Genomic DNA, 22,363 nt, shown 5'->3' with positions numbered 1-22,363 from the left:
GGAGCCACTGCGGTCTTGGGGTCTCCCCAAGTGGAGCAAGTGGCGTTGCCGAGTGCTGAGTAAAGAATAAAAAATAGGTCTTAAGTCTAATTTGTCTTTCATCCCTATTTCTTTATGTCTTTTGTTGTTCATTTTTCAATGATTTTGCGTAAATCTTAAAGAAGAGATGAAGATAAAATTATTTCTTCACTTAGGACTCAGCACTTAAGCAATGCAATACCGACGCTTTGGAAAAACGAATTTACGCCTCTCGGTTTTTTCTCTAGGAACCATGCGCTACTTGGCTGATGCCGAAAATGCTGAAGGGGCGATCGCCAAAGCTTTAGCGCTGGGAATTAATCACATAGAAACAGCCAGAGGTTACGGCAAAAGTGAGGAGTTTCTTGGTAGGGCAATCAAAGGTGGTTTGTCAGTATCCCGAACGAGGCTTTACATAACCACCAAAATCCCGCCCACAGCCGAGGCTGACAGTATGCGTCGGTACATTGATGAATCCCTGGAAAGATTAAATCTAGATTATTTAGATTGCTTGGGAATTCATGGCTTAAACACCAGGGAACATCTAGAATGGGTGCAAGCCAAAAATGGCTGTATGGAAGCTGTCCAGGAAGCCGTTGCTGATGGCCGAGTGCGACACGTAGGTTTTTCCACCCACGGGCCATTAGAGGTGATTCTGGCGGCGATCAATACAGATTTTTTTGAATTTGTCAATCTGCATTATTACTATTTCTTTCAACGCAACGCACTAGCGATTCAGCTAGCTGCTGAAAAAGATATGGGCGTTTTTATAATTTCCCCTGCTGATAAGGGAGGACGCTTATACACGCCATCTCAAACTTTAAAAGATCTGTGTCAGCCGTTTTCCCCCTTAGAATTAAACTATCGCTTTTTGCTGAGTGACAACCGCATTACTACCTTGAGTGTAGGGCCAGCAAATGCAGACGAATTAATGGAACCTTTACGGGTTGCTGACTGTGATGGTGAGTTAACATCAGCAGAAATTTTTGCTTTGGAACGGTTAGAAAAGCATCAAAAAGCAGCTTTAGAAACTGATAAGTGCAGCCAGTGTTATGCTTGTTTACCCTGCCCGGAAAATATCAATATTCCAGAAGTATTACGGTTACGAAATTTGGCAGTATCATACAATATGACCGACTATGGACAATATCGCTACGGAATGTTTGAAAATGCTGGTCATTGGTTTCCTGGAATGAAAGCTAATCGCTGCACAGAATGCGGTGACTGTTTACCTCGCTGTCCGGAAAAGTTAGATATTCCAGCTTTATTGGAAGATGCCCATGAGAGATTAAATGGGAAAGCTGGTAGGAAACTGTGGGGATAAATAACAATTAAAAATTAATTTGATGGGACGATACAAATATGCAAGTAACAGAACAGCGATACTACACACCAGAGGAATATTTGGTACTAGAGGAAGCTGCTGACTACAAAAGCGAATATCTTGACGGGCAAATAATTCCAATGGTAGGTGGAACCCTAAATCATAACCAAATAGCACTTAACTTAAGTAGTGAGTTGAATTTTGCTTTCAAAAGGCAAAACTACCGAGTTTGTATGAGTGATGTTCGTCTGTGGATACATCAAAAGCGCATCTACACATATCCAGATGTGATGATTTTGGCGGGCGAACCAGAGTATTTCAACAACCGCACAGACATAATTGTGAATCCACAGGTGATTGTTGAAGTCTTATCTCAATCTACAAAAGGCTACGATCGCGAAGATAAATTTGAGGCTTATCGAACAATTCCTACCTCTGAAGAAACACTTTGCGTAAGGCTTATGTAGCAAGGGTTGAAAAGAATGGAGTATTTTGCGTATCTTGCGAAATTGGCACAAGTTCAAGGCCGAGAGCATGAGCTTTATTCCTGAGATTCTTAAGAACTTGTTCTTGGTATTTTTGCTCGTAGTAGTCCATACCAGGGTCGGTATATTGTCCTGTGGTTGCCCAGATTTGGTAGAATAAGCGTGCCAATTTGTGGGCGGTAGCAGTGATGGCTTTTGGGGCACCCAAGCGGGATCGTAAGCGTCTGTAAAAAGCACCGAGAGCGGAACGACTTTGAGTTAGAGAAAAAGCTGCCATGCGAAATGCTTTTGCCGCACGATTGACAACAGGACGAGTTTGGGAACTTTTAACTTTCCCACCAGTAATTTTTTGACTAGGACATAAACCTAACCAAGAGCAAAAGTGCTTGACAGTTGGAAAACGTCCTCTTTCTAATCCAACTTCTGACAAGATTGTTTGTACAGCTAAAACATCAAGACCATCTATAAGGGTAAAATCTACCCCTGCAATCTTGTAAAGATATTGACGTAAATCAAAATTTGGATTGTTGCCTGTTGGCTTTTTTCTGCGTTTTCTTTTGCTTGGAGGAGGTTCGTCATCAACTTTAGCTTCAAAAGATGCCAAACATTTTTCAATTTCTTGATCGATAGTGGTAATCTCTTGTTGATAAACCTCGTAAAGGGTTAATTCTTGCTTCAGAACAAACACATGTTCATTGCGATAATCCCCAGTTAAGGCTTTGGCAATTTCTATTGTGCTGCTTTTGATTCGAGGATCTTTAAGTTTAGCTAATACTTGTGGGTTTCGCTCACCAGTTACAATTGCCCTAATAATTGCCATTCCGGTTAGACCAGTAATATCGCTAATAACCTGATTTAAATGTAAACTCATTTGAATAAGTGCTTTTTGCATTCGCTGCACATGGGTTCCAGCACTCTTGATTAAGCATTCTCTTTGGCGAATATAACTACGCAAGACGCAAACTTGGTCTTCAGGGCGGAATGAGCCAGATAATAAGCCGTAAGTGTGTAATTGCTGCAACCACTGACAGTCTAAAATATCTGTTTTGCGTCCTGGTACTGTTTTAAAATGGTGAGCATTTACCAGTTTGACCTCAAACCCCCTTGCTTCCAATATTTGGAATACTGGAATCCAATATACTCCTGTTGCCTCCATCGCTACAGTTGTCACCCCAGATTGAGTCAACCAATCTGCCATTGCGATTAAATCTGGAGTAAAACATCCAAATCGTCGCACATTTTTCTCCTCTGTTAGAGGAGGAACGCATACCCAATGTTCTGCGCTACCCAAATCAATCCCTGCTGCGTTCTCATTTATCTGCTCTAAATATGAAGCTCTAGAACGCTCAAGTCTTTTTTCTTGTCTGCTAGACTGATTTTGAGATTGATTTGGTGACAATTTCATCTTGGTATCCCAATATTATGATTAAAATATGTCCTGACCTGGGTCGGTAATAATAGATAATCTCTGAAACGGGATAGGAAAATACTCCTTCACCAATGTCATAACCATAAAACCCAGAACCATGCTTTCAATCAGGCTTTGTAAACACTATTGAGACTTCGGTCTTAACTGTCAGGACACTTATAAATTTATCTGTTAATCAGTCCCATTCAACACTGTTTCTTTCATTCATAACGGGTGGTGCGCCGCCAGTGGGGCTGCTTTTAAGAAACACATTGCGTAGGGTCAGAAATATTTAAGTAGCATCCTGTAAAGTTACTGATAATTCGTGCTGCAACAAGTTTTTCCCTTGTTTTTTGGCAAAGTACATTAAATTATCTGCCTTTTCTATCATGTCGCTAACCGAATTTGGAGGATTGTTAAAAGTAATAGCACCAATACTAACAGTTACTGAAAAACCTTTTTGATTCATAGATTCTAAAAGAAGTCTTTGGACTCTATGCAGTACTATTTCTGCTGATTCATAGCTAGTTCGTGGTAGTAAAATAGCAAATTCATCACCACCAATTCTCGCAATAATATCAATTTTACGTAGGGTACTCTTAGAAGCCTCAGCTACTAAACAGAGAAGGTTATCCCCAACATTATGTCCAAATTGATCGTTGATTTTTTTAAAATCATCAATATCTATATAAGCAAATGTCAAAGTTTCTTGATGCCTTAGAGCTTTATTAATTTCATGTTTGGCTAGCTCCATGAAAAACATTCTATTTGTTAATCCAGTTAAAGCATCAGTTCGAGCCAGTTTTTCTAGATTTTTTAATGTAAATTTAAGTTCAGAGATTAAATAATTAGTAAATAGGAAAAAAGCTAAATTAACAATTGTATTCCAGTAAGGTACTAAAAAGTGTGAATAGTAATTTATTGGTCTGGGATTAACTATAAACCATGTTATAGAACTAATAATTGAGATTAATAAACCAGTACAATTACCTGCTTTCCATGTAGCGAGTCCAATAGGACATAAATAGAAAATTGATACAGAAATATCTGGTGGTATGTGATAATCAATCAAGCCTATCAGAGCAATCAGGCAGATACTTAGTAATATTGAGAATGATTTCGGCTTTGCGTCTAATATTTTAATTAAATACATATTCCCCTCATTTTAACTGCACCATTATATGCAGTCTCTTGTGGGTGCTGAACGCACTCCGTTTCGGCTGTTTTCTCACCGAACCACATCTTGCCTGCGTTGTCAATAATTAAAATTATTAATATAGCCGTTTCCAGGTGACTCGTAAAATTTTTTCTCTCTGTAATCTCTGCATCACTATAACTTAGCAGTGATTTATTTAACTAAATGGATGTAGAGAAAGATACTTGCATGGTAAGGTAGCTTGAACTTTTAAACCCTTACTACTAAAGTATAACCCAGAGGTTAAAAAGACGCGGATAAAATTTAATAATAAGTAATTATTCTGAAATTTATATTAATTAAAAGTTACATTAAAAACCTTAGTAATCTATGTTTCACAAGGGTTAAGGTTCTTGTTGAGGTTATTATTCAAATAGGATATGAACTGAAAAATGTATAATCAAAGCCACTCAGAAAGGTAAGCTCAGCCCAAGAATAACTATATATACAAGTGAAAAGACTCAATAATCAAGTTACTTTAAGCAACACGACGGCCATGACATATAGTTATATTTAACCGAAGTAGCATACCATCATTATGAACAGTGATAATATTAGCTTTTTTAGCTACTTACCTACTTTCAGGCTACCGCGATCGCGGAATAGATAAATAGCTTTCGCTGCCAAAATGGAAAGTTGTCACAAGTCCTGTACTCAAATCACGCAATCCGAAGCCCAACATCAAAGGTTGCTGCATAGCCTTGTCCTAAAATGGAGCTAGTTGAGGCAGCTACGGAAGGCAAAGGGAGCAGTCCGGTGAGTCCAGTACTTATGAGTAATCAAGTGATAAATACATCTAGCTGTGTACCAGGTTGGTCATTAACAGAGCGAGATCCTCAGTTTATTGAATTATTAATGCCTGTATGGGAATGGTTTTACCGTTATTACTTTCAAGTAAAAACTGACGGATGGCATCACATACCAACAGAAGGGAAAGTACTACTAGTTGGCTCTCATAATGGGGGAATGGCTTCTCCCGACCTAGTAATGATGATGTACGATTGGTTTTATAGATTTGGAACTAAGCGTTTGGTCTACGGTTTAATGCATCCTTACGCTTGGCAAGTAAGTCCAAAAATAGCCGAACTAGCTCAAAAAATAGGGGCCATTATCGCACATCCAAAAATGGCTAGTGCTGCTTTTGATATGGGTGCTAGCGTACTCGTATATCCAGGAGGACAATATGATATGTTTCGTCCTCACAGTCAACGCCATAAAATTCATTTAGCTGGTCATAAAGGCTTTATCAAGCTAGCCTTAAAACAAGAAGTTCCAATCATTCCTTTGATATCAGTAGGTGCTCATGACACCTTGATTGTTTTATGTGACTGTTATGATTTAGTAAAACAATTGAATGAGTGGGGATTGCCGTGGTTTTATCAAATAGACCCAGGAGTCTTTCCGATTTATTTAGGTTTACCTTGGGGATTGTCTATTGGCCCTCTACCTAATATACCTCTACCTGTGCAAATTCATACTCGTATTTGTAATCCAATTACTTTTGAAAGATATGGCAAAGATGCAGCTAGAGATCGTAACTATGTGAATGCTTGTTATGAATTAGTTCAAATAAAAATGCAGCAGGAGTTAGATAAATTAGTTAGAGATACTTATAAATCTACCTGACCTCTAGATATTTTCTCGTTCCAATCTACTAAAATTAAATATTTTGAAAATTCTTTTTCTCCTTTTTATTCTGCAAGCTGCGAATTTTGACCAGTCTTTGAATATATTGTTGAATCATCCAGATTAACTTGTCAAAAGTTTCAATTTAACTATTATGCTTGCTATGTTTGATGGTATAATGCTTGATAAAACTAAATATTAGCTGATAGTAAAAAGCTTAAAAAAATGTGAGAATTTATTTCATTTCTGAGAGATTAACTATTAAAATTTTCTCAACAATAATTGACAAAAATTCATCCTTCATTGAGATTCAGTCATCATTTTTTATCCCAAGAAACTTGATTATAAGAAAATCGCTCACTGAGGAAATTTATTTTTTTATGCGATCGCATCCTTTATTGCCCTGATGATATTTATAGTTTAAATGTACTATAAAATTTCCTGCTCAAGTTTTGGGTGGGTGCGCTTATATTTGATGTACATCAATCGGCGCAAAGGTTTGGAGTTTCGCACCGCCAAGACAGCAAATGCTTCACCGCAATGGCTCCGGAGGGAGACCCCGCCAAGAACGCTGATTCACCGCAACGAACTGCTCATCGCGTCTTTCCACGATCCCATCTCCCTCTGCTCCGCCTGCTCCTAACTTTAGTCTCCCAAAGTTGTGGTTTGCAGCAAATTTTCGCCACGTTGATAAATTTCCCGCGCGTAGTCAGTCCAAGCACCTTGTCCCCAATAACGAAAACAGCTTGTTTGTAGTAACAAGTTGTGTAAGAGAATCTTGCGATAATCAGATTTTCTAGTAATGCTTTCGGCAATGTCAGTCGAGGTCAATTTATCAAGTTTTTTATGAAATAAACTACTAAGTTGATTCATTGGAGATAAAACATTTTCATATCCCTGTACCCAACTGATATGATTTGTCCATGAAGCGCCATCCATGTGAAAATTTGGATTAATTTGCTTTAATTCTCCAATGGCTGTTTCTACAGCTTCAGGCTGACAATTGTCTGGTGAGACTCGCTGCCAAATTTGATATTGTCCCACTGGCTGGCAAGTTGGATATTCTTCAGGTTTGCAACCAGCAGCCTCGATTAATTCTAAATATTCTGTACCACACACTCCAACAACGCCAGATTTTCCTCCGCCGTTATGCACCATATCCGACCAAGCTTGTTTAAAAGCGCTGGGAAATTCGTTCATCATCACGCCGCCATTTTCACCATCACCAATTTGGCTAACTATTGGTGGGATAAAAATACTCCCTAATTGTTGTTTAGATAGAGTTTTGGCTTCATAATAAGGCTGCATTTGAGCAACTAATTTAGTATCTGAACCTTGGGTCTTAATCAAGGCTGTGATGCTAATTGTTTCGCCTTGGGAATTACGAGCAATTAAACGGTGTGGTAAATGTTTGTAGGTGAGAGATTCACCATTAATCGTTTCTACAGAATGTTCTTGTACGAGTAGCCAACGATATCCACATTCTTTGAGTGCTTTAACAAATTCAAATAGGGTATCAGGATGATTTGGTAAATGCATTTCTGGCGGAGAAAATCCTTTGACTCGCGCTAGTGCTTCCCAACCAAAAATAGCTGCAAAATGCTGTTGCCACGCTATGATGTGCAATTTAATGTCTGGTATAGGAGTGGAAGGAACAACAGCATGGCTCCACATTGTACCCAGCCACTCTACATAAGGTTGATAGGTGCGATCGCAAGTAATCCGCTTGAGGTTATCTATGATGTCGTCGCGTCCCATCTGCCTGAGTCCCCACAACAGATTCCCAGAGTAATCCAGCATCACACGTGGATTGCAACCTTGATGAACGAGTTCGGGAATGAATTCCCCCATACGGCTATAACAATAGGCAAATGGCCCGGCATTATGGTTATCCCCTTCGTTGGGATGTTCAAACATATATTGCAGATTGCTAATGAGCGAACCACCATGTCCAGCGGGTATAGTTGGCTGGTGCATGTGCAAGGCGATCGCAAATACTGCATTCACATCCTCTAACTTAATATTGGTTGAGGGTAAGAATATAGGTGCATCATGGTTGACGACAGAGAGAACTTCTTTCTCCCATCCAGAAATATTTGGCAAGCCATCAATAATTTCTGGCAAATCTGTGGTATTCAAGGACAGCATGAAGGATAAAAGCTGAAATTTTATGTTTACACTCTATCGCTTTATCTTGAGTGCAGACGTGAATTCTAATTAATGCATAAAATGGTGGCGTTTTTAAACGCAGAGGGACGCTGAGGATTTTCCCTACCAACTAATGAATTGTTGTACTGAGCCAAGGATAAACAATGCGATCGCCTTGATGGTATATGTTTGGCGATCGCTTCTAAAGATTTATTTCTCAGAACTTAAGTGCAGACACCAATGAATCTATGTTTCTGGATAGCCAAAAATCATTGAAACACTGGATTCGATGTAAGAAACTCGGTTTTTCCTCCAGCTGCTTGTTTGGCGCTGGCGGCGTTGCAATCCGTAAAATCATTTCTAGTAACCACGGGGCGAGGCGTTGACACCACACAGCTAAATGACTTTGCCATCCGACTAAAATTTCTGGTGCATCTTTTTGCAATCCGGCGATGAATGCTTCAGCTACTTGCTGGGGAGTCATCGGGATCACCCAGCGAAATAATTTTAAGTCGCGCACCATGTCTGTGTCGGTGAGAGAAGGTAGTAATGCTATTACTCGGATATTGTATTGGGCTAGTTCCCGACGCAAAGCTTGGCTAAACCCTAAGATTGCAAACTTCGTGGCTGAATAAGTCGCCATCGTCGGTGCAGCTACTTTCCCCATTAAGCTCGATACATTGACAATTGTCCCTTGCCTTTGGCTGGCCATACGTCGGGCTATGAGACTGGTAAGGGTATACATCCCTAATAAATTCACAGAAAGTTCTTCTTGAACTTGGAATAGTTTCGATTGCAGAAACGAGTTTTGGTATGCTACACCTGCACAATTAACCAGTAGATGAATAGGGCCATAACTGCGCCAAACTTGAGCAACAGCAACGTTTACCTCTATTGGTTTACTTAAATCCACTGGTACGATCGCAACTTCCACACCCATCGCCTCGATAACGCTTGCTACCTCGGCTAACTTGTGGCGATCGCGTGCTATCAATATCAGCCGCTTCATGCCCTGCTGCGCCAATGCCAGAGCGATCGCTCGTCCAATACCACGGGAAGCCCCAGTAATTAGGGCAACTTTACCTTGAATATTCATCGGTTTTTACCTCCAAAATCTCCGTCTTACCGTACTCTTAGTTATTCCCAACAGACGAACCAGAGCTACTTGCATCCCGGTCAGGGTAAGACACATCAGTTGTCATTGAAATCAAAACGTCAATAAGTCTTTGGCAACGAGACATTCCTGGGCTAATCTGCATTTTGCTCATACAAATCAGATTAACCTCGCTTCCCAGATTGAAAATCAACACTTCACGCAATTGACTGAATGGATATAGCTCATAGGTTTACCTCTCTTAGATTTAGAGCAATCACCAGTACCGCTGCCATACACACGTTAACAATTAAATCAAGGTATTGCAATATTTTTTAATAAGTATTTCTTAATACTTCTTTACAAACATTATATATATAAGAAATAATTTGGCAAATAAGTTTTTATGAATACCACTAGATAAATATCGAAGTTTCTTGACAATCAGTAAAAAAATCTGTAATAACCTAGAAATTGTTACACCTAAGTCATAGTTCAGACATAGAAAAGACACATAGTTTGGGAAACATTGCAGAGCGGATTGTCGTCAGCAGATTCACTAGATTTTTGTAATGAATACTCCCAGCCATGCCATTCTCAATCTGTTTATTATCAATCAACAATTACAAACTCAAGCAAATCGGGCAATTTTTATTGGCGCAATCTTGCCTGATATTCCAATATTTTTATTCTACTTTTTGATGAAATTTGGGTATCGTCTGCCACCGTACCAGATTTGGTCAGAAGTATATTATCAACCTTCTTGGCAAGCTATTTTCAGTGCATTTCACTCTATTCCTTTAGGAGTGATTGGGATAGTTATTGCCCATTTTTTGAGTTGGAAATTACTAGAAGTAGGATTCATCAGTGTATTGCTACACTGCCTTTTAGACTTACCTATCCATAATAACGATGCCCATCGGCACTTTTTTCCTTTTAGTAATTACCGCTTTATCAGTCCTATTTCTTACTGGGATCGCAAACATTACGGTAGTATCGTAGCTTTGGTGGAAATTTTGTTAGTATTTCTGACAAGTATTTATCTTTTTATGACTATGCGATCGCACCTCAGCAGAGGCTTACTACTGATAGTTAACCTGTTTTACTGGATTGGGTACTTTCGGTTTTACTTAAGAGGTCATCAAAATTAACCCACTGCTATTGCGGCTTTTCCCTTCTGCCTTGAAAGAGGGTGTAGGGGGAATTTCTCCCTTGTCCCTTTTTCATGCTTGGCGATAAAATTTTTTCATTGGGACTGCTTTCTACTTATCAAGATAAAAATTATTGTGACCTAACGTGGGGTAGGGATCAATTTAAGTTGTAGTGGTTTGGCAGACTGAGGAGTTGGTTCATTAACTGCTTGAGTCAACTGATCTGCGGTCAGCGATTGTAACAAAGTGAGATTGAGGGGAGCTTGACTGATAAATTGGGCATAAGATGGTTGCAAATAAGAGCGGTATTCAGGGCGGTTGAGAAGATGAGTTTCTAGGAAAGCTACACTTAAGGCTTTGAGATAAGAATAGGCAAGAGTACGGTCGGGGCCTAGTAAGCTAGCTGGTACAGGTAACACACCATTATTAGCAGGAGAATCTGCAATGGCGGTAAAGTGGGTGGCATTTTCAATTAAAGCTAGGTACTTATTGGGATTAGGAAGCCATGTGAAAGGGCGAATCTGCTCAGATATTGGTGGGGCGAAAATATCTTGGCTACCAGCCACCAACATCACAGGAACTGGAATTTGACCGATCCCGGTTTGACCTAGAACGGAACTGTCAACGGGATTAATCGCAATGATGGCCTTAATGCGATCGTCGTTAAGCGGATAATTTGTCGCGGTTAACTCAGTTGCTTGACATTGCAAAATCAGCGACAAATTCAAGTTTGAATTATCAGGATTACAGTCTCGCTGGAGTTGGTCAAAGTTAATCTTTGCTCCTGCCAAAGTTAAAACTGTATAACCTCCAAATGACTGACCGATCGCTCCGACTTGCTGAAAATTTAGTTTGCCTTGGAGGGTGGGATCGAACTTTTCTCGGCGCTGGAGTTCATCGAGGAGATATTTAATATCCAAAGGTCGGTTGGTAAATTCCGTTGCATCTGGTGGGGCAGCCAAACCCACAAAATATTGCTGAATGCGTTCGGCATTACTACCAGGGTGTTCTAGTACAGCAACCGCAAAGCCATAAGATGCCAGATGTTCAGCCAAGTAGGCAAAGGCATAGCGGTCTGAGGCGATCCCATGAGAAATCACAATTAAAGGAAAGGGAGATCCTCCACCACTCTCTGGTGTTGCTTGAGGTAAATAGATATCCACCGGCAAACGGCGATCGCGAGAAACATCATTCAGTTCCAGGGATTTTTTATCCCACTTGAATTTTCCAGGCACTCGCAAATCTGGTTGTTGGGAAAAGTCAATATTAGAAGTGGCAGCTTGGGCGATCGATGCTTTTTGCAGAGAAGCAACAACTTTATCTCGTGTTTTAAGCAATTCTGACAGATCGCCGACTATCTTTAGCCCTTCTGTGAAATTCAGTCGTACAGTTTCGCTAGGATACCTGCGTAGTAAATTCACAATTGTTAAGCCTTCTTTATCAGCAGCAGCCACAATCAAAGCACCGCGTAAGGCATAGAAACCATTTTTGCGAGATTCAGTCAGCACCAAATTTCCTAAACGCTGCATTAACCTTTCACCTATAGGCGAGTAGGTAACTTGAGATACTAGGGTTGGAGTGATATTGAAACGCTGCTGAAGTAGTTCTCGCAGTTGAGCAAGTTGTTGAGGAGTCGCACGACTGGCATAAAATCCCAAGTCATCATCGATTTTGCCTTCTTTGGCAAACTTTTCTAGCGAGTCCACAGACAAAGAAAATTCGCCAAAAGGAGGGTAAAAAAAGCTGATGCGTTCAGCGCCCAGTCCGGGAGTAGCTGTCAGAAACGTAGATAGCAGACCTAAACTTAGGTATTTCAAAAATTTTTTCATCTGCAAAACCCGCAATCTACGCCCTCCAAACAAGTTTGGCTGGTGAGGAAAACGGGGCGGGATCTGTGCCGCTTTCCTATGTACTAGGTTTACATATATCAAATAAGTTATGAGTACATTAAAGCAAGTACTTACAGCCACAATCTTTGATATACGCAATAATCCGCGCTGAAATATAAAGGTCTCGGTTGTGTATATTACACTACAAAATGCTATGCTTTACGCCTCTATGAATATTTGTGTTGAATACAATTAAGAACAGCCATAAATTATGCGCTGGCTTTTAAATTGTTTTAGCAAGTTGAATGACTAAGCTCAAACGTAAAATCTTAAGCTTTGCTATGACAGTTAAAGAGTTCGCCTATTTCTCAAAGTACAGGTAGTAAATTTTTCATGCAAATGAAATTAGCAGTGCGATAATAGATCTAGAGATCAAAGTATCTGATATGTCGTTACCTTCATGCGCCTGTAGTGTTGTTATCCTTAATCAACAACAGGAGCAAAACATCTCCCACAAAAACCAGTGTCAGGATGTTCCAGTTCACCACAGCAAGAGCGCAGTTAAAAATTGTACTGTGGTTGAAAATGGTCGCGTTGTGGTTAAACCATTACAACCGCCAGCTAACGAGACTTCTGGTGAAGCTTAATTTTTTGAACCTTAAATTAAGCTAGTAACCGCTCAACTAAAACTTGGACTGTAGGAAATGTTAGTGGTGCTATGTAACCTTGACTGATATCCTGTCTTGATAAATAGTCAGTCCCTGTTGGTGAACGAAACACAATTAATTGCTTAGACTTTAGATTTATTAACCAATACTCTTGGATGTTGGCTGTTGCGTATATTTGTTTTTTCAACTCCAAGTCCTTTTTCAAACTTGATTCGGAAACTTCAATTACCCAAAAAATATCTTCAGGGTCGGGGTGGCGATCGCGGTAATTTTCTCGCGGTGGTTTCACAATGGCAATATCTGGCTCAGGCTCAGAATCTGCTAATGTGATTGGTCGAGCTTCTCTAATCAACGCTTGGCCAGTTAAGCAAGAACGCAAATAGTCTGCTAATTCTTCACCATAAAATGTATGGGACGGCCCTTCTGGGGTCAGTTCTACAATTTCTCCGTTTAATAACTCCACTTGGCGATCGCATAATATACCAGCTTCTATCATCCGGTGGTAGTCTTCTATTGTCCACTTTGCTAAGGTCTTCATGGTGTAGTGGAGACAAGATTTAGTTCAAGTATAAGCTTAAAAGAAGAGAGCAAAGTGGTGCGATCGCGCTGAGGTCAGGATCGCACGATATACCACTTTAGTCATGATGATATGCTGTTGATAAAAGCTGAAGTAAGACAACATGGAGAAAATAGTAACGTTAGAAGAAGCTCTTGAATTAGTAAAGCAGCTTTCATTAGTAGATAAAGTGCGCTTGATTGAGCAAGTTGCACCCCAAATCGAAAGAGAGTTGACAAAAGTTCAATCAAATCCACGAAGTTCTTTAAGGGGACTGTGGAAGGGTAGTAATATAACTGAGTCAGATATTACAGAACTAAGACAGCAAATGTAGGCAAACTTCCCTCGTGAGGATGTTTGATGTCTGATTTGGTGGACGATACTCATGCTCTAATTTGGTATTTAGAAGATAGTCCGCGTCTTAGTCCTGCTGCTAACCAGGCTTTTGAACAGTGCGATCGCGGTGAGATTATTATTTACATCCCAACAATTTGTCTTGTAGAAATTGTTTACTTACAGGAAAAAGGGCGTATATCAGCAGATATGAAGCTTCAGCTAGATACTGCATTAATAGCTGGTACTAGTGGGTTAATTCTATCGAATCTCACAGACGAGATAGTTGCAGCATTGGCAACAATACCACGAGATAGTGTTCCTGATATGCCTGACAGAATTATTGCAGCCACTGCTAAGCATTTGGGTTTACCTCTGATTAGTCGAGACTCCAAGATGCCTTTATCAGGAGTAAATGTTATCTGGTAACTCACCATTCGCGCAATCGAGAATGAGTTTGATGACTGAAGAAAATTTTAGGTTCTGATGAAGTTGTGGCTAAAGTCATGAATGGTCAGTTAGAAATCTTTGAAGAACATGCTATGGCTTTGGCGAAGTTTTTTAATCTTGATGCAAACTTGTTGATTTTGAAGTAGGCGATCGCTCTTAAGCATTAGATACATAACTACGGGTACGTTGGGTAAGCCTTCATTTTGTCTTACCTAATTTATGTTGATAAATTAATTTTTTTGTATACTAAATTACATAGTTGATTATAAAAAGTAGCTAAAGCGACAGAGAAAATGCCAAAGGACAGTCCAAAAGTGAGCCTAGATGCCCTCATCTGTAGAGAAGCATTTGAAGTACAAGGGCAACAAGGTCAAAACATAGGTAGAAATATTCCTATGATATCGATTCGCGATCTAGAAAAAAGTTCTTTTTTCTATCCCTTTTTGCGTAAACCTGATTTTCAGAGAGAAACTAATGAGTGGGAAGCTCAGAAAATATGTGAGTTTATAGAAAGCTTTTTAGATGGTGATTTAATACCCTCTGTCATTCTTTGGAGAAGTTCTAGTAGTTATTATTTTGTAATTGATGGCTCCCATCGGCTCAGTTCTCTAATAGCCTGGATAAATGATGACTATGGTGATGGTAAAATTTCCAAAGAATTTTATGATGGAGACATTACAGAAGAGCAAAAAGCCGCTGCTCTAGAGGTAAGGAAACTAATTAAAGCAACTATTGGTTCTTACAAGGATTATCAATCATTAACACAGCATCAAGGACAAGTAGATCAGAAATTTCTTGATAGAGCAAGAAACTTAGGAGCTTTAGGTATCCAGCTTCAGTGGGTTGAGGGTGATTCAGAAAAGGCAGAAGCGTCTTTTTTCAAAATTAACCAGAAAGCAGCACCCATTGGTGAAACTGAAATGCGTTTATTAAAAGCACGAAAAACACCTAATGGTGTTGCTGCTCGTGCAATTATGAGAAGTGGTAATGGTCACAAGTATTGGTCAGACTTCTCACAAGAAAAACAAAATGAGATTGAAGAACTAGCCCAAGAGATCCATCAACTTATTTTTGAACCTAAACTGAAAAATCCTATTAAAACTCTAGACGTACCGATAGTAGGAAATCTATCGACTGCTGAAAAACTTGAAGTCATATTAGAATTTGTAAATATGGTTAATGGTATAGACGTAGACGATCAATTGGGAGAAGACACAACAGGAGATAAAACCTTAGAACTGCTAAAAAATTGTAAAAAGGTAGTTCAGAGAATAAATAGTAATCATCCATCATCTTTGGGTTTGCACCCAATTATATATTTTTACACTAGCGCCGGAAAGCCCAAAATTGGTTCATTTTATGGCATCGTAACCTTAATATTACATTTAGAAAAAACAAAATATTTTTCTAAATTTATAGAAGTCCGAAAAGACTTTGAATGGGTAATTTGGCAAGATGATATGGTTCCACAAATAGTTAGCAAACATGGAAATGCAGTTAAGGCAAAAGAAAAGGTTAAAGATTTTTATGTAAAAATTATTGATAAATTACTTCAGAAAATAGATAAGAAAAGTGTCATTAAGGACATCATAGCCGAAAAAGATTTTGGTTCTTTAAAAGCTAAGACAAAAAGTAATACAAATGATATACAAAGTAAAGAATTCTCACGAGAGACAAAGGCAGCAGCTTTCATCAGAGATGCTTTACCTGGTTCTCCACGATGTAAAATTTGTGGTGGCTATATCCCCAGTCGTCTTAACTCCATTGACCACATTCAAAGAAAGGCTGATGGTGGGCTGGGTACATTAGATAACGCACAACTGACTCACTTATACTGTAATACAACATTTAAAAACTAAATATTTTAGTAAAGTGTAACGCGCTTGCTACTTTTTCATAGCAGGATACTGTTGTAACACCTGCTGTAAATATTGCCCAGTATAAGACCTCGGATTCTCTGCAACTTCCTCTGGCGTACCCACAGCAATTATTTCTCCTCCTTTGTCGCCACCTTCTGGCCCCAAATCTATCACCCAGTCAGAACAACGAATCACATCTAAATTGTGTTCAATTACTAAAATTGAATTGCCTTTATCCACCAAACGTTGCAACACATCTAACAATTTGTGGACATCGTAAAAAGATAGACCTGTTGTCGGTTCATCTATTAAATAAAGTGTCTTTCCTGTCGCACGTCGAGATAATTCTGTTGCCAATTTCACACGCTGCGCTTCGCCACCAGATAAGGTAGTTGCTGGTTGTCCCAATTGGATATAACCCAAACCCACATCAAATAAAGTTTGCAAACGGGCGACAGCTTTAGGAATGTTTTGAAAAAAGTCTAAACTCTCCTCAACTGTCATGTTGAGAACATCAGAAATAGATTTATCTTTGTACTTTACTTGCAAAGTTTCACGGTTATATCTTGCACCTTTACAAACTTCGCATTGCACGTAAACATCTGGGAGAAAATTCATTTCAATAACATTCACGCCCTGTCCGCTACAAGCTTCGCAACGTCCACCTTTAACGTTAAAAGAAAATTGTCCGGGTTTATAACCTCTGGCTTTGGCTTCTACTGTTTGCGAAAATACATCCCGAATGGCATCGAAAATGCCTGTGTAAGTTGCAGGGTTAGAACGTGGGGTGCGTCCTATAGGAGATTGGTCAATTACAATTGCTTTATCAACAGCATTTAAACCCTGTATTTTATCCAAATCTTTGGGTAAAGGAACTTTCTTAGTTAAATGGTGTTGCAGTGATGGATAGAGTAATTCGTTAATCAGAGTTGATTTACCAGAACCAGAAACACCAGTGACGGCGACCAGTTTACCAAGTGGAATTTCTACATCTATATTTCTTAAATTGTTGCGATGGGCATTTTTAATTATTAAACTTCGCCCATTACCTTCTCGACGTTCTTTTGGGGTAGTAATTACCTTTCTTCCTGATAGATATGCACCAGTTAAGGATTTTTCTGCTGTTAGTAACGCCTCTAAATCACCTTGGGCAATAATATTTCCGCCGTGAATTCCTGCACCAGGGCCAATGTCAACAATGTAGTTTGCTGCGCGGATTGTTTCTTCATCATGTTCTACCACAATTAAGGTATTACCTAAATCGCGCAATTTAGTTAAAGTTTTGAGCAACCGTCCATTATCTCTTTGATGCAAACCAATACTCGGTTCATCTAAAACGTAAAGAACTCCTGTTAAACCAGAACCAATTTGTGTTGCTAAACGAATTCGTTGGGCTTCTCCACCAGAAAGGGTCATCGCTGGACGGTCAAGGGTGAGATAATCTAAGCCGACATCCAACAAAAATTGCAATCTCGCTTTGATTTCTCGAAGTACTAAATCAGCAATTTGAAACTGGCGATCGCTCAACTTTAACTCATCAATTCTCTGCCGACAATCTCGAATTGATACTCCAGTCAAATCTAAAATTCGCGATTGTCCCAACCGTACCGCCAACGCTTCCGGTTTTAACCGTTTCCCTTCACATACCTCACACGGCTGATCGATTAAATACTGCTCTAACTTTTGCTTAATTAGCTCCGATCCGCCCTCATACTGCCGTTGCAATATAGGAATTACCCCTTTAAAACTCTGCTTTTTATTCTCTTTGGTTCGTTCCTCTTGCTCGCCATGTAAGATAATCTGCTGCTGTTCTTCTGTCAGCTTGCTCCAATTTATCTGCAACTCAAATCCATGAGCTTGTCCTAAACTATAGAGTAATTCCAAATAATAAGAATTATCTTTTTCTGACCAAGGTGCGATCGCAGCATAAACTGGCGCTTCTGGGTCAGGTACGACCAAATCCGGCGCAAATCTTCTTAAAGTTCCGAGTCCATGACAGTGAGGACAAGCACCGTAAGGTGAATTAAATGAGAATAATCGCGGCGATAATTCTTCCATCACCGCCCCATGTTCTGGGCAAGCAAAGTTTTCGGAAAATACTAATTCTTGTTCGTTTTCAGACCCCCCGCCTTCGGCACCCCCCCTTGCCAAGGGGGGGTTAGGGGAGGGTTCCTCAGACGACAGACTGACTAAAATGTTAGCAATACCACCTGATTGTTTGAGACACGTAGAAAGTGAATCGACTAAACGCTCTTGTATACCAGCTTTTTTCACGAGGCGGTCAATTACCACTTCAATTGTGTGAGTAAAATTTTTATCTAATTCAATCGAATCTGACAATTCTCGGACTTCGCCATTGACGCGCACGCGCACAAAACCTTGGGATGCCAGACTCGATAACAACTTGCGGTGAGTCCCTTTTTTACCCCGAACAACAGGGGCGAGGATTTGGAAACGAGTACGGTCTGGTAATTCCATGATGCGATCGACCATTTCATCAATGGTCTGGGGAGAAATACAGCGATCGCATAGCGGACAATGAGGTTCACCCGCCCGCCCAAATAACAGCCGCAGATAATCATAAATTTCCGTTACCGTCCCTACAGTCGAACGAGGGTTATGAGAGGTAGACTTTTGGTCAATGGAAATCGCCGGACTTAAACCTTCAATAGCCTCCACGTCCGGCTTATCTAATTGTCCTAAAAATTGTCGTGCATAGGCGCTGAGGGATTCTACATAGCGACGTTGGCCTTCAGCGAAAATTGTGTCAAACGCTAGGGAAGACTTACCCGAACCAGAAACGCCAGTGAACACAATCAGGCGATCGCGTGGCAATTCCAAGTCAATATTTTTCAGATTATGCTGCCTAGCACCCCGAATACGGATAGTATTCAGGCTATTTTGGCTGGAGTACGGAAGATGCCCGTTTAAAGATGCTGCTAGCTGTTTTTCTGACATATTAACTGGCTGAGAGGGAGTTTCCCGTGAAACAGTCCTTAATAATACTATCTTTAATCTGTTTATAGTAGAACAAGAGTACTGTTTTAAATAGTGTATGCTCTAGATTCAGTCCGCAGACATCTTCCTCTGTCTGCTAATTTGGAAGCATCCCCATTAAATATCTCTCTGAGGGTGAAGGTATAGTATCTCAAATCCGAGTACCGAAACAGCCAGAGGTTGTCTACCCAGATAGCGACAGACAGCCAATGGCGAATAACACTATATAGTTTCGCTGGCTCGTAGAGATTCAGCAGAATTTAGATAGGTTGTTTGTTGACGATCCTAACGTATTTGTCGGTACAACGAAATACTATTATCAACGCACCAGACTGGATAAGAGGGGGAAATGGCAAAGGGATAGTTCTTTCCTCCCCCTTCCCTTTTCCCAATACCTAGTCCCCAGTCGCTTTTTCAATAGAAAGCTGAGCGAGTATGGCACAGGATGACACCAGCCATCGCAAAGCTCCAAAGACTAGCAAATAACCAAGAATCTGACACAGCTTTGAAAAAAGATACTTGCAAATACTGTGTTACAAAACTAGTTTCTTGAGATTCTATAAGTCTTTCTATCTCCAACATTCTAATCCCGTAACGAGTAGCATTGGACTCATCTTTAAGTTTCGCTACTATGTAAAATCCTCCAGGAATACCTCCTAAAATGACTACACAAAGAGGAATCAGAAAAAATTCGCTCCCCATAAAAGTTAAAAAAATAAAACTGAAATTTAAAAGAAAAAATCCGCTTCCCATTAAAATCCAAAATAAAGCAAATGCTCTCCTAGAAATTAATAAGTGAGAACCACCAAAATAATACTGTAAGGCATGACCACACTTATGAGCGCTAGTTGCTATGGCACGCAGAGAATTACCTTCAAAAATTTCTGGAGGAAGGTGTATGATTCCTCGCTTTCCCTCTTGCGGACTGAAAGCTGCACTTTTAGATGTTTGAGCTTTTTCCACAAATATGTTGTCCAGACCATTCTCGTTTAATAAGATTCTTGCAACTTCATAGCCAGTCAATCTACAAGTTGCTAAACGATCTACGCAACGTCGTTGCAATTTGTCTTGCTGACTAATTGACCAGAAAGATAGAGCAGAACAAATAACTGCACTTCCAACAAATAGATAAAACCAAAAGCTCATTAGTTTAAGAGAAACCAATTAGTTTTATTTATCAAACTATATTCTCCAGGTACACAAGCAGATTAGATTAAAGATTGTAATAAGGACTTCAGTGCTGATAACTCTGAAAAAGCGATAAATCGCTTACTACGAACTAGTATTTTCTTGTATGTTGAATATGCCTACATACTTAACAAAGATGAAGGCGAGGAACTATTGCTTTAGAGTTCAGAGTTAGCAGCAAAAAACGGTAACAAAAACAATTATCTCATCAACATATAGAGCAATTAGCAGCCCAGTTAGGAAAGTTGGGGGTGGAACCAGAGTTTTGAAATTTTAGCAGAAGCGATCGCCTCACTGTTCCAAAAAATCGTGACAATCTTGCTTTGGGGCTAGAGAAGACAATGGCAACCAGGGGGATAAAGAAAATAATTCCTGCTTTCTGCCTCATGCTGCCACTGTCTCGCATCACGAGGTTAAGCCACAGTAGCCAATTCGGCTTTCACGGTAGTGTATGCCCAGTCCAACCAGGGAAGTAAGGCTTCAATATTTGCAGTTTCTACTGTTGCTCCTCCCCAAATCCGCAATCCGGGAGGTGCAGCACGATAGGATGCAATGTCGTAAGCTACTTCTTGCTTTTCTAGAATTTTTGCTATTTTATTGGCGCATTTTGCCTGTTCTTCCGGACTTAAGCCAGTAAACCAAGAATCCGCAATCTTCAAGCAAATGGAGGTACAAGAGCGAACTTCCGGTTTCTCCGCTAAAAAATCTGCCCAACTGCTTTGCTCAACCCATTTGGCGATCGCTGCTAGGTTAGCTTCGCTACGACCAATTAAACCAGAGAGTCCGCCAATACTTTCAGCCCACGTCAGACCATCGATGGCATCTTCTACACACAACATTGATGGCGTGTTGATAGTATCTCCTTTAAAAATGCCTTCAATCAGTTTGCCTTTCTGTGTCAGGCGAAAAAGTTTAGGTAGTGGCCAAGCTGGTTGATAGCTTTCTAGTCTTTCTACAGCACGGGGTGAAAGTACAAGGACTCCATGTTGTGCTTCTCCACCCAATACTTTTTGCCAAGAGTAAGTAACCACATCTAGCTTTTTCCAGGGTATATCCATGGCAAAAACAGCAGATGTCGCATCACAAATAGTAAGTCCCTGGCGATCGTCCTCAATCCAATCACCATCTGGTACTCTGACACCGGAAGTTGTGCCATTCCACAAAAACACTACATCATGGCTAAAATCAACTTGGTCTAAATCCGGTAAACTGCCGTAGGGTGCTTTTAACAAGCGAGTATCAGGTAACTTTAATTCATCTACGACATCTTTCACCCATTCCTGACCAAAACTTTCCCATGCCAAAATATCCAGGGGGCGTTCTCCCAGTAGTGACCACAATGCCATTTCTACTGCACCAGTGTCGGAAGCCGGAACGATGCCCAAGCGATAATCGGCAGGAACGCCTAGGATTTTCTTGGAGCGTTCTATAACTTCTGCTAATTTTGCTCTGCCATCTGCGGAGCGGTGAGAACGACCTACACAGGCGTTTTGAAGATTAGAAACAGACCAGCCAGGGCGTTTAGCACAAGGTCCAGAGGAGAAATGGGGAACGCGAGGCTTAGTTGTTGGAGGAGTAAAATGTTCTGACATTGGTGCAGGGAGCTGCATTAGGTAGCGATCATATACATAGTACCGGAGAAGGGGGATTAAGAGAGCAGAGGGAGTAGGGGGAGATGAGGGGGATGAGGGGGATGAGGGAGAATAATTACTGATTCCTGACAACTGACTCTTGTACAGACACGATTAATCGCGTCTGTACGACAACTGCCTCCTGTCTACTACCTCGTTGATTAGTATATAATGATGGATCGTGTCGAATTAAAGCCAGCACATGCCTAAATTAAAGACTCGTAAAGCAGCAGCGAAGCGATTCCGTGCCACTGGCACCGGTAAAATCGTGCGTCGTAAAGCTTTCAAAAACCACCTTCTAGAACACAAAAGTTCCAACAAAAAGCGTAAACTGTCCAAAACTACACTTGTACACGAACGCGACGAAGAAAACGTACGTTTGATGCTCCCATATTTGTAAGTCT

The 22,363-nt window shown here is 40.3% G+C and carries 17 protein-coding genes and 1 pseudogene; 9 read left to right on the top strand and 9 right to left on the bottom strand.

The features are described from left to right. Positions 1 to 211: 211 nt before the first annotated feature. Complete coding sequence (locus tag RMY31_RS36430; RefSeq protein ID WP_322667284.1) at positions 212 to 1,342, top strand: aldo/keto reductase; 1,131 nt, start codon at positions 212 to 214, stop codon at positions 1,340 to 1,342. Positions 1,343 to 1,380: 38 nt separating this feature from the next. Next, positions 1,381 to 1,797: pseudogene (locus tag RMY31_RS36425) on the top strand (Uma2 family endonuclease); the annotation flags it as partial. Positions 1,798 to 1,801: 4 nt separating this feature from the next. Here the strand turns inward: RMY31_RS36425 and RMY31_RS36420 are convergent. Together RMY31_RS36420 and RMY31_RS36415 are read right to left on the bottom strand one after the other, a co-directional pair. Beyond that, positions 1,802 to 3,232, bottom strand: coding sequence for an IS110 family transposase (locus RMY31_RS36420; protein WP_409879707.1), 1,431 nt, complete (start codon positions 3,230 to 3,232; stop codon positions 1,802 to 1,804). Positions 3,233 to 3,527: 295 nt separating this feature from the next. Further along, positions 3,528 to 4,388: a diguanylate cyclase gene (locus RMY31_RS36415; RefSeq protein WP_322658205.1), complete on the bottom strand. Its 861-nt coding sequence runs from the start codon at positions 4,386 to 4,388 to the stop codon at positions 3,528 to 3,530. Positions 4,389 to 5,201: 813 nt separating this feature from the next. Here RMY31_RS36415 and RMY31_RS36410 point away from each other — a divergent pair. After that, a complete protein-coding gene (locus RMY31_RS36410) occupies positions 5,202 to 6,056 on the top strand; it encodes a lysophospholipid acyltransferase family protein (protein ID WP_322658206.1) in 855 nt (284 codons plus the stop codon). A 645-nt stretch (positions 6,057 to 6,701) separates the two neighbouring features. On the opposite strand, the gene RMY31_RS36405 is transcribed toward RMY31_RS36410, so the two are convergent. Then, positions 6,702 to 8,204: a glycosyl hydrolase family 57 gene (locus RMY31_RS36405; protein ID WP_322658207.1), complete on the bottom strand. Its 1,503-nt coding sequence runs from the start codon at positions 8,202 to 8,204 to the stop codon at positions 6,702 to 6,704. 217 nt (positions 8,205 to 8,421) lie between these two features. After that, complete coding sequence (locus RMY31_RS36400) at positions 8,422 to 9,300, bottom strand: SDR family NAD(P)-dependent oxidoreductase (protein ID WP_322658208.1); 879 nt, start codon at positions 9,298 to 9,300, stop codon at positions 8,422 to 8,424. A gap of 569 nt (positions 9,301 to 9,869) precedes the next feature. Here RMY31_RS36400 and RMY31_RS36395 point away from each other — a divergent pair. Next, on the top strand, positions 9,870 to 10,448 hold the full coding sequence (locus RMY31_RS36395; protein WP_322658209.1) for a hypothetical protein: 579 nt from the start codon (positions 9,870 to 9,872) through the stop codon (positions 10,446 to 10,448). Between the two features lie 140 nt (positions 10,449 to 10,588). Here the strand turns inward: RMY31_RS36395 and RMY31_RS36390 are convergent, their stop codons facing one another. Then, positions 10,589 to 12,277: an alpha/beta hydrolase gene (locus RMY31_RS36390; RefSeq protein ID WP_322658210.1), complete on the bottom strand. Its 1,689-nt coding sequence runs from the start codon at positions 12,275 to 12,277 to the stop codon at positions 10,589 to 10,591. Between the two features lie 446 nt (positions 12,278 to 12,723). Between RMY31_RS36390 and RMY31_RS36385 the strand changes: the two genes are divergently transcribed. Continuing rightward, positions 12,724 to 12,924 (top strand): hypothetical protein, encoded by a 201-nt coding sequence (locus tag RMY31_RS36385; RefSeq protein ID WP_322658211.1) that lies wholly within the window; start codon positions 12,724 to 12,726, stop codon positions 12,922 to 12,924. Positions 12,925 to 12,940: 16 nt separating this feature from the next. Here the strand turns inward: RMY31_RS36385 and RMY31_RS36380 are convergent, their stop codons facing one another. Beyond that, positions 12,941 to 13,483 (bottom strand): Uma2 family endonuclease, encoded by a 543-nt coding sequence (locus RMY31_RS36380; protein WP_322658212.1) that lies wholly within the window; start codon positions 13,481 to 13,483, stop codon positions 12,941 to 12,943. A 142-nt stretch (positions 13,484 to 13,625) separates the two neighbouring features. On the opposite strand from RMY31_RS36380, the gene RMY31_RS36375 reads away from it, so the two are divergent. The 3 genes from RMY31_RS36375 (at position 13,626) to RMY31_RS36365 (ending at position 16,143) form a co-directional block, all read left to right on the top strand. Then, positions 13,626 to 13,835, top strand: a complete 210-nt coding sequence (locus tag RMY31_RS36375; RefSeq protein WP_322658213.1) for a hypothetical protein — start codon at positions 13,626 to 13,628, stop codon at positions 13,833 to 13,835. 26 nt (positions 13,836 to 13,861) lie between these two features. After that, positions 13,862 to 14,263 carry a type II toxin-antitoxin system VapC family toxin gene (locus RMY31_RS36370; RefSeq protein ID WP_322658214.1) on the top strand — a complete coding sequence of 134 codons (402 nt, stop codon included), beginning with the start codon at positions 13,862 to 13,864 and terminating at the stop codon, positions 14,261 to 14,263. A 314-nt stretch (positions 14,264 to 14,577) separates the two neighbouring features. After that, positions 14,578 to 16,143, top strand: a complete 1,566-nt coding sequence (locus RMY31_RS36365; RefSeq protein WP_322658215.1) for an HNH endonuclease family protein — start codon at positions 14,578 to 14,580, stop codon at positions 16,141 to 16,143. 27 nt (positions 16,144 to 16,170) lie between these two features. Here the strand turns inward: RMY31_RS36365 and uvrA are convergent, their stop codons facing one another. From uvrA to RMY31_RS36350, 3 genes are all read right to left on the bottom strand, one after another. After that, positions 16,171 to 19,101 carry an excinuclease ABC subunit UvrA gene (uvrA, locus tag RMY31_RS36360; RefSeq protein WP_322658216.1) on the bottom strand — a complete coding sequence of 977 codons (2,931 nt, stop codon included), beginning with the start codon at positions 19,099 to 19,101 and terminating at the stop codon, positions 16,171 to 16,173. Positions 19,102 to 19,554: 453 nt separating this feature from the next. After that, on the bottom strand, positions 19,555 to 20,286 hold the full coding sequence (locus RMY31_RS36355; RefSeq protein WP_322658217.1) for a zinc metallopeptidase: 732 nt from the start codon (positions 20,284 to 20,286) through the stop codon (positions 19,555 to 19,557). A gap of 455 nt (positions 20,287 to 20,741) precedes the next feature. After that, positions 20,742 to 21,920 carry a phosphoserine transaminase gene (locus RMY31_RS36350; protein WP_322658218.1) on the bottom strand — a complete coding sequence of 393 codons (1,179 nt, stop codon included), beginning with the start codon at positions 21,918 to 21,920 and terminating at the stop codon, positions 20,742 to 20,744. Positions 21,921 to 22,161: 241 nt separating this feature from the next. Between RMY31_RS36350 and rpmI the strand changes: the two genes are divergently transcribed. Continuing rightward, positions 22,162 to 22,359: a 50S ribosomal protein L35 gene (gene rpmI, locus RMY31_RS36345; RefSeq protein ID WP_214433142.1), complete on the top strand. Its 198-nt coding sequence runs from the start codon at positions 22,162 to 22,164 to the stop codon at positions 22,357 to 22,359. Positions 22,360 to 22,363 lie beyond the last annotated feature (4 nt).

Origin of the sequence: Dendronalium sp. ChiSLP03b (assembly GCF_034531165.2) — a bacterium.
Classification (GTDB): Bacteria; Cyanobacteriota; Cyanobacteriia; order Cyanobacteriales; family Nostocaceae; genus Dendronalium; species Dendronalium minutum.
Note: the sequence above shows the minus strand (reverse complement) of the source record. Positions and strands in the feature narration are given on the sequence as shown.

Coding starts and splice junctions, on each gene's coding strand:
- RMY31_RS36430 (WP_322667284.1), top strand. CDS start 212: ATGCAATACCGACGCTTTGGAAAAACGAATTTACGCCTCTCGGTTTTT.
- RMY31_RS36420 (WP_409879707.1), bottom strand. CDS start 3,232: ATGAAATTGTCACCAAATCAATCTCAAAATCAGTCTAGCAGACAAGAA.
- RMY31_RS36415 (WP_322658205.1), bottom strand. CDS start 4,388: ATGTATTTAATTAAAATATTAGACGCAAAGCCGAAATCATTCTCAATA.
- RMY31_RS36410 (WP_322658206.1), top strand. CDS start 5,202: ATGAGTAATCAAGTGATAAATACATCTAGCTGTGTACCAGGTTGGTCA.
- RMY31_RS36405 (WP_322658207.1), bottom strand. CDS start 8,204: ATGCTGTCCTTGAATACCACAGATTTGCCAGAAATTATTGATGGCTTG.
- RMY31_RS36400 (WP_322658208.1), bottom strand. CDS start 9,300: ATGAATATTCAAGGTAAAGTTGCCCTAATTACTGGGGCTTCCCGTGGT.
- RMY31_RS36395 (WP_322658209.1), top strand. CDS start 9,870: ATGAATACTCCCAGCCATGCCATTCTCAATCTGTTTATTATCAATCAA.
- RMY31_RS36390 (WP_322658210.1), bottom strand. CDS start 12,277: ATGAAAAAATTTTTGAAATACCTAAGTTTAGGTCTGCTATCTACGTTT.
- RMY31_RS36385 (WP_322658211.1), top strand. CDS start 12,724: ATGTCGTTACCTTCATGCGCCTGTAGTGTTGTTATCCTTAATCAACAA.
- RMY31_RS36380 (WP_322658212.1), bottom strand. CDS start 13,483: ATGAAGACCTTAGCAAAGTGGACAATAGAAGACTACCACCGGATGATA.
- RMY31_RS36375 (WP_322658213.1), top strand. CDS start 13,626: ATGGAGAAAATAGTAACGTTAGAAGAAGCTCTTGAATTAGTAAAGCAG.
- RMY31_RS36370 (WP_322658214.1), top strand. CDS start 13,862: ATGTCTGATTTGGTGGACGATACTCATGCTCTAATTTGGTATTTAGAA.
- RMY31_RS36365 (WP_322658215.1), top strand. CDS start 14,578: ATGCCAAAGGACAGTCCAAAAGTGAGCCTAGATGCCCTCATCTGTAGA.
- uvrA (WP_322658216.1), bottom strand. CDS start 19,101: ATGTCAGAAAAACAGCTAGCAGCATCTTTAAACGGGCATCTTCCGTAC.
- RMY31_RS36355 (WP_322658217.1), bottom strand. CDS start 20,286: ATGAGCTTTTGGTTTTATCTATTTGTTGGAAGTGCAGTTATTTGTTCT.
- RMY31_RS36350 (WP_322658218.1), bottom strand. CDS start 21,920: ATGTCAGAACATTTTACTCCTCCAACAACTAAGCCTCGCGTTCCCCAT.
- rpmI (WP_214433142.1), top strand. CDS start 22,162: ATGCCTAAATTAAAGACTCGTAAAGCAGCAGCGAAGCGATTCCGTGCC.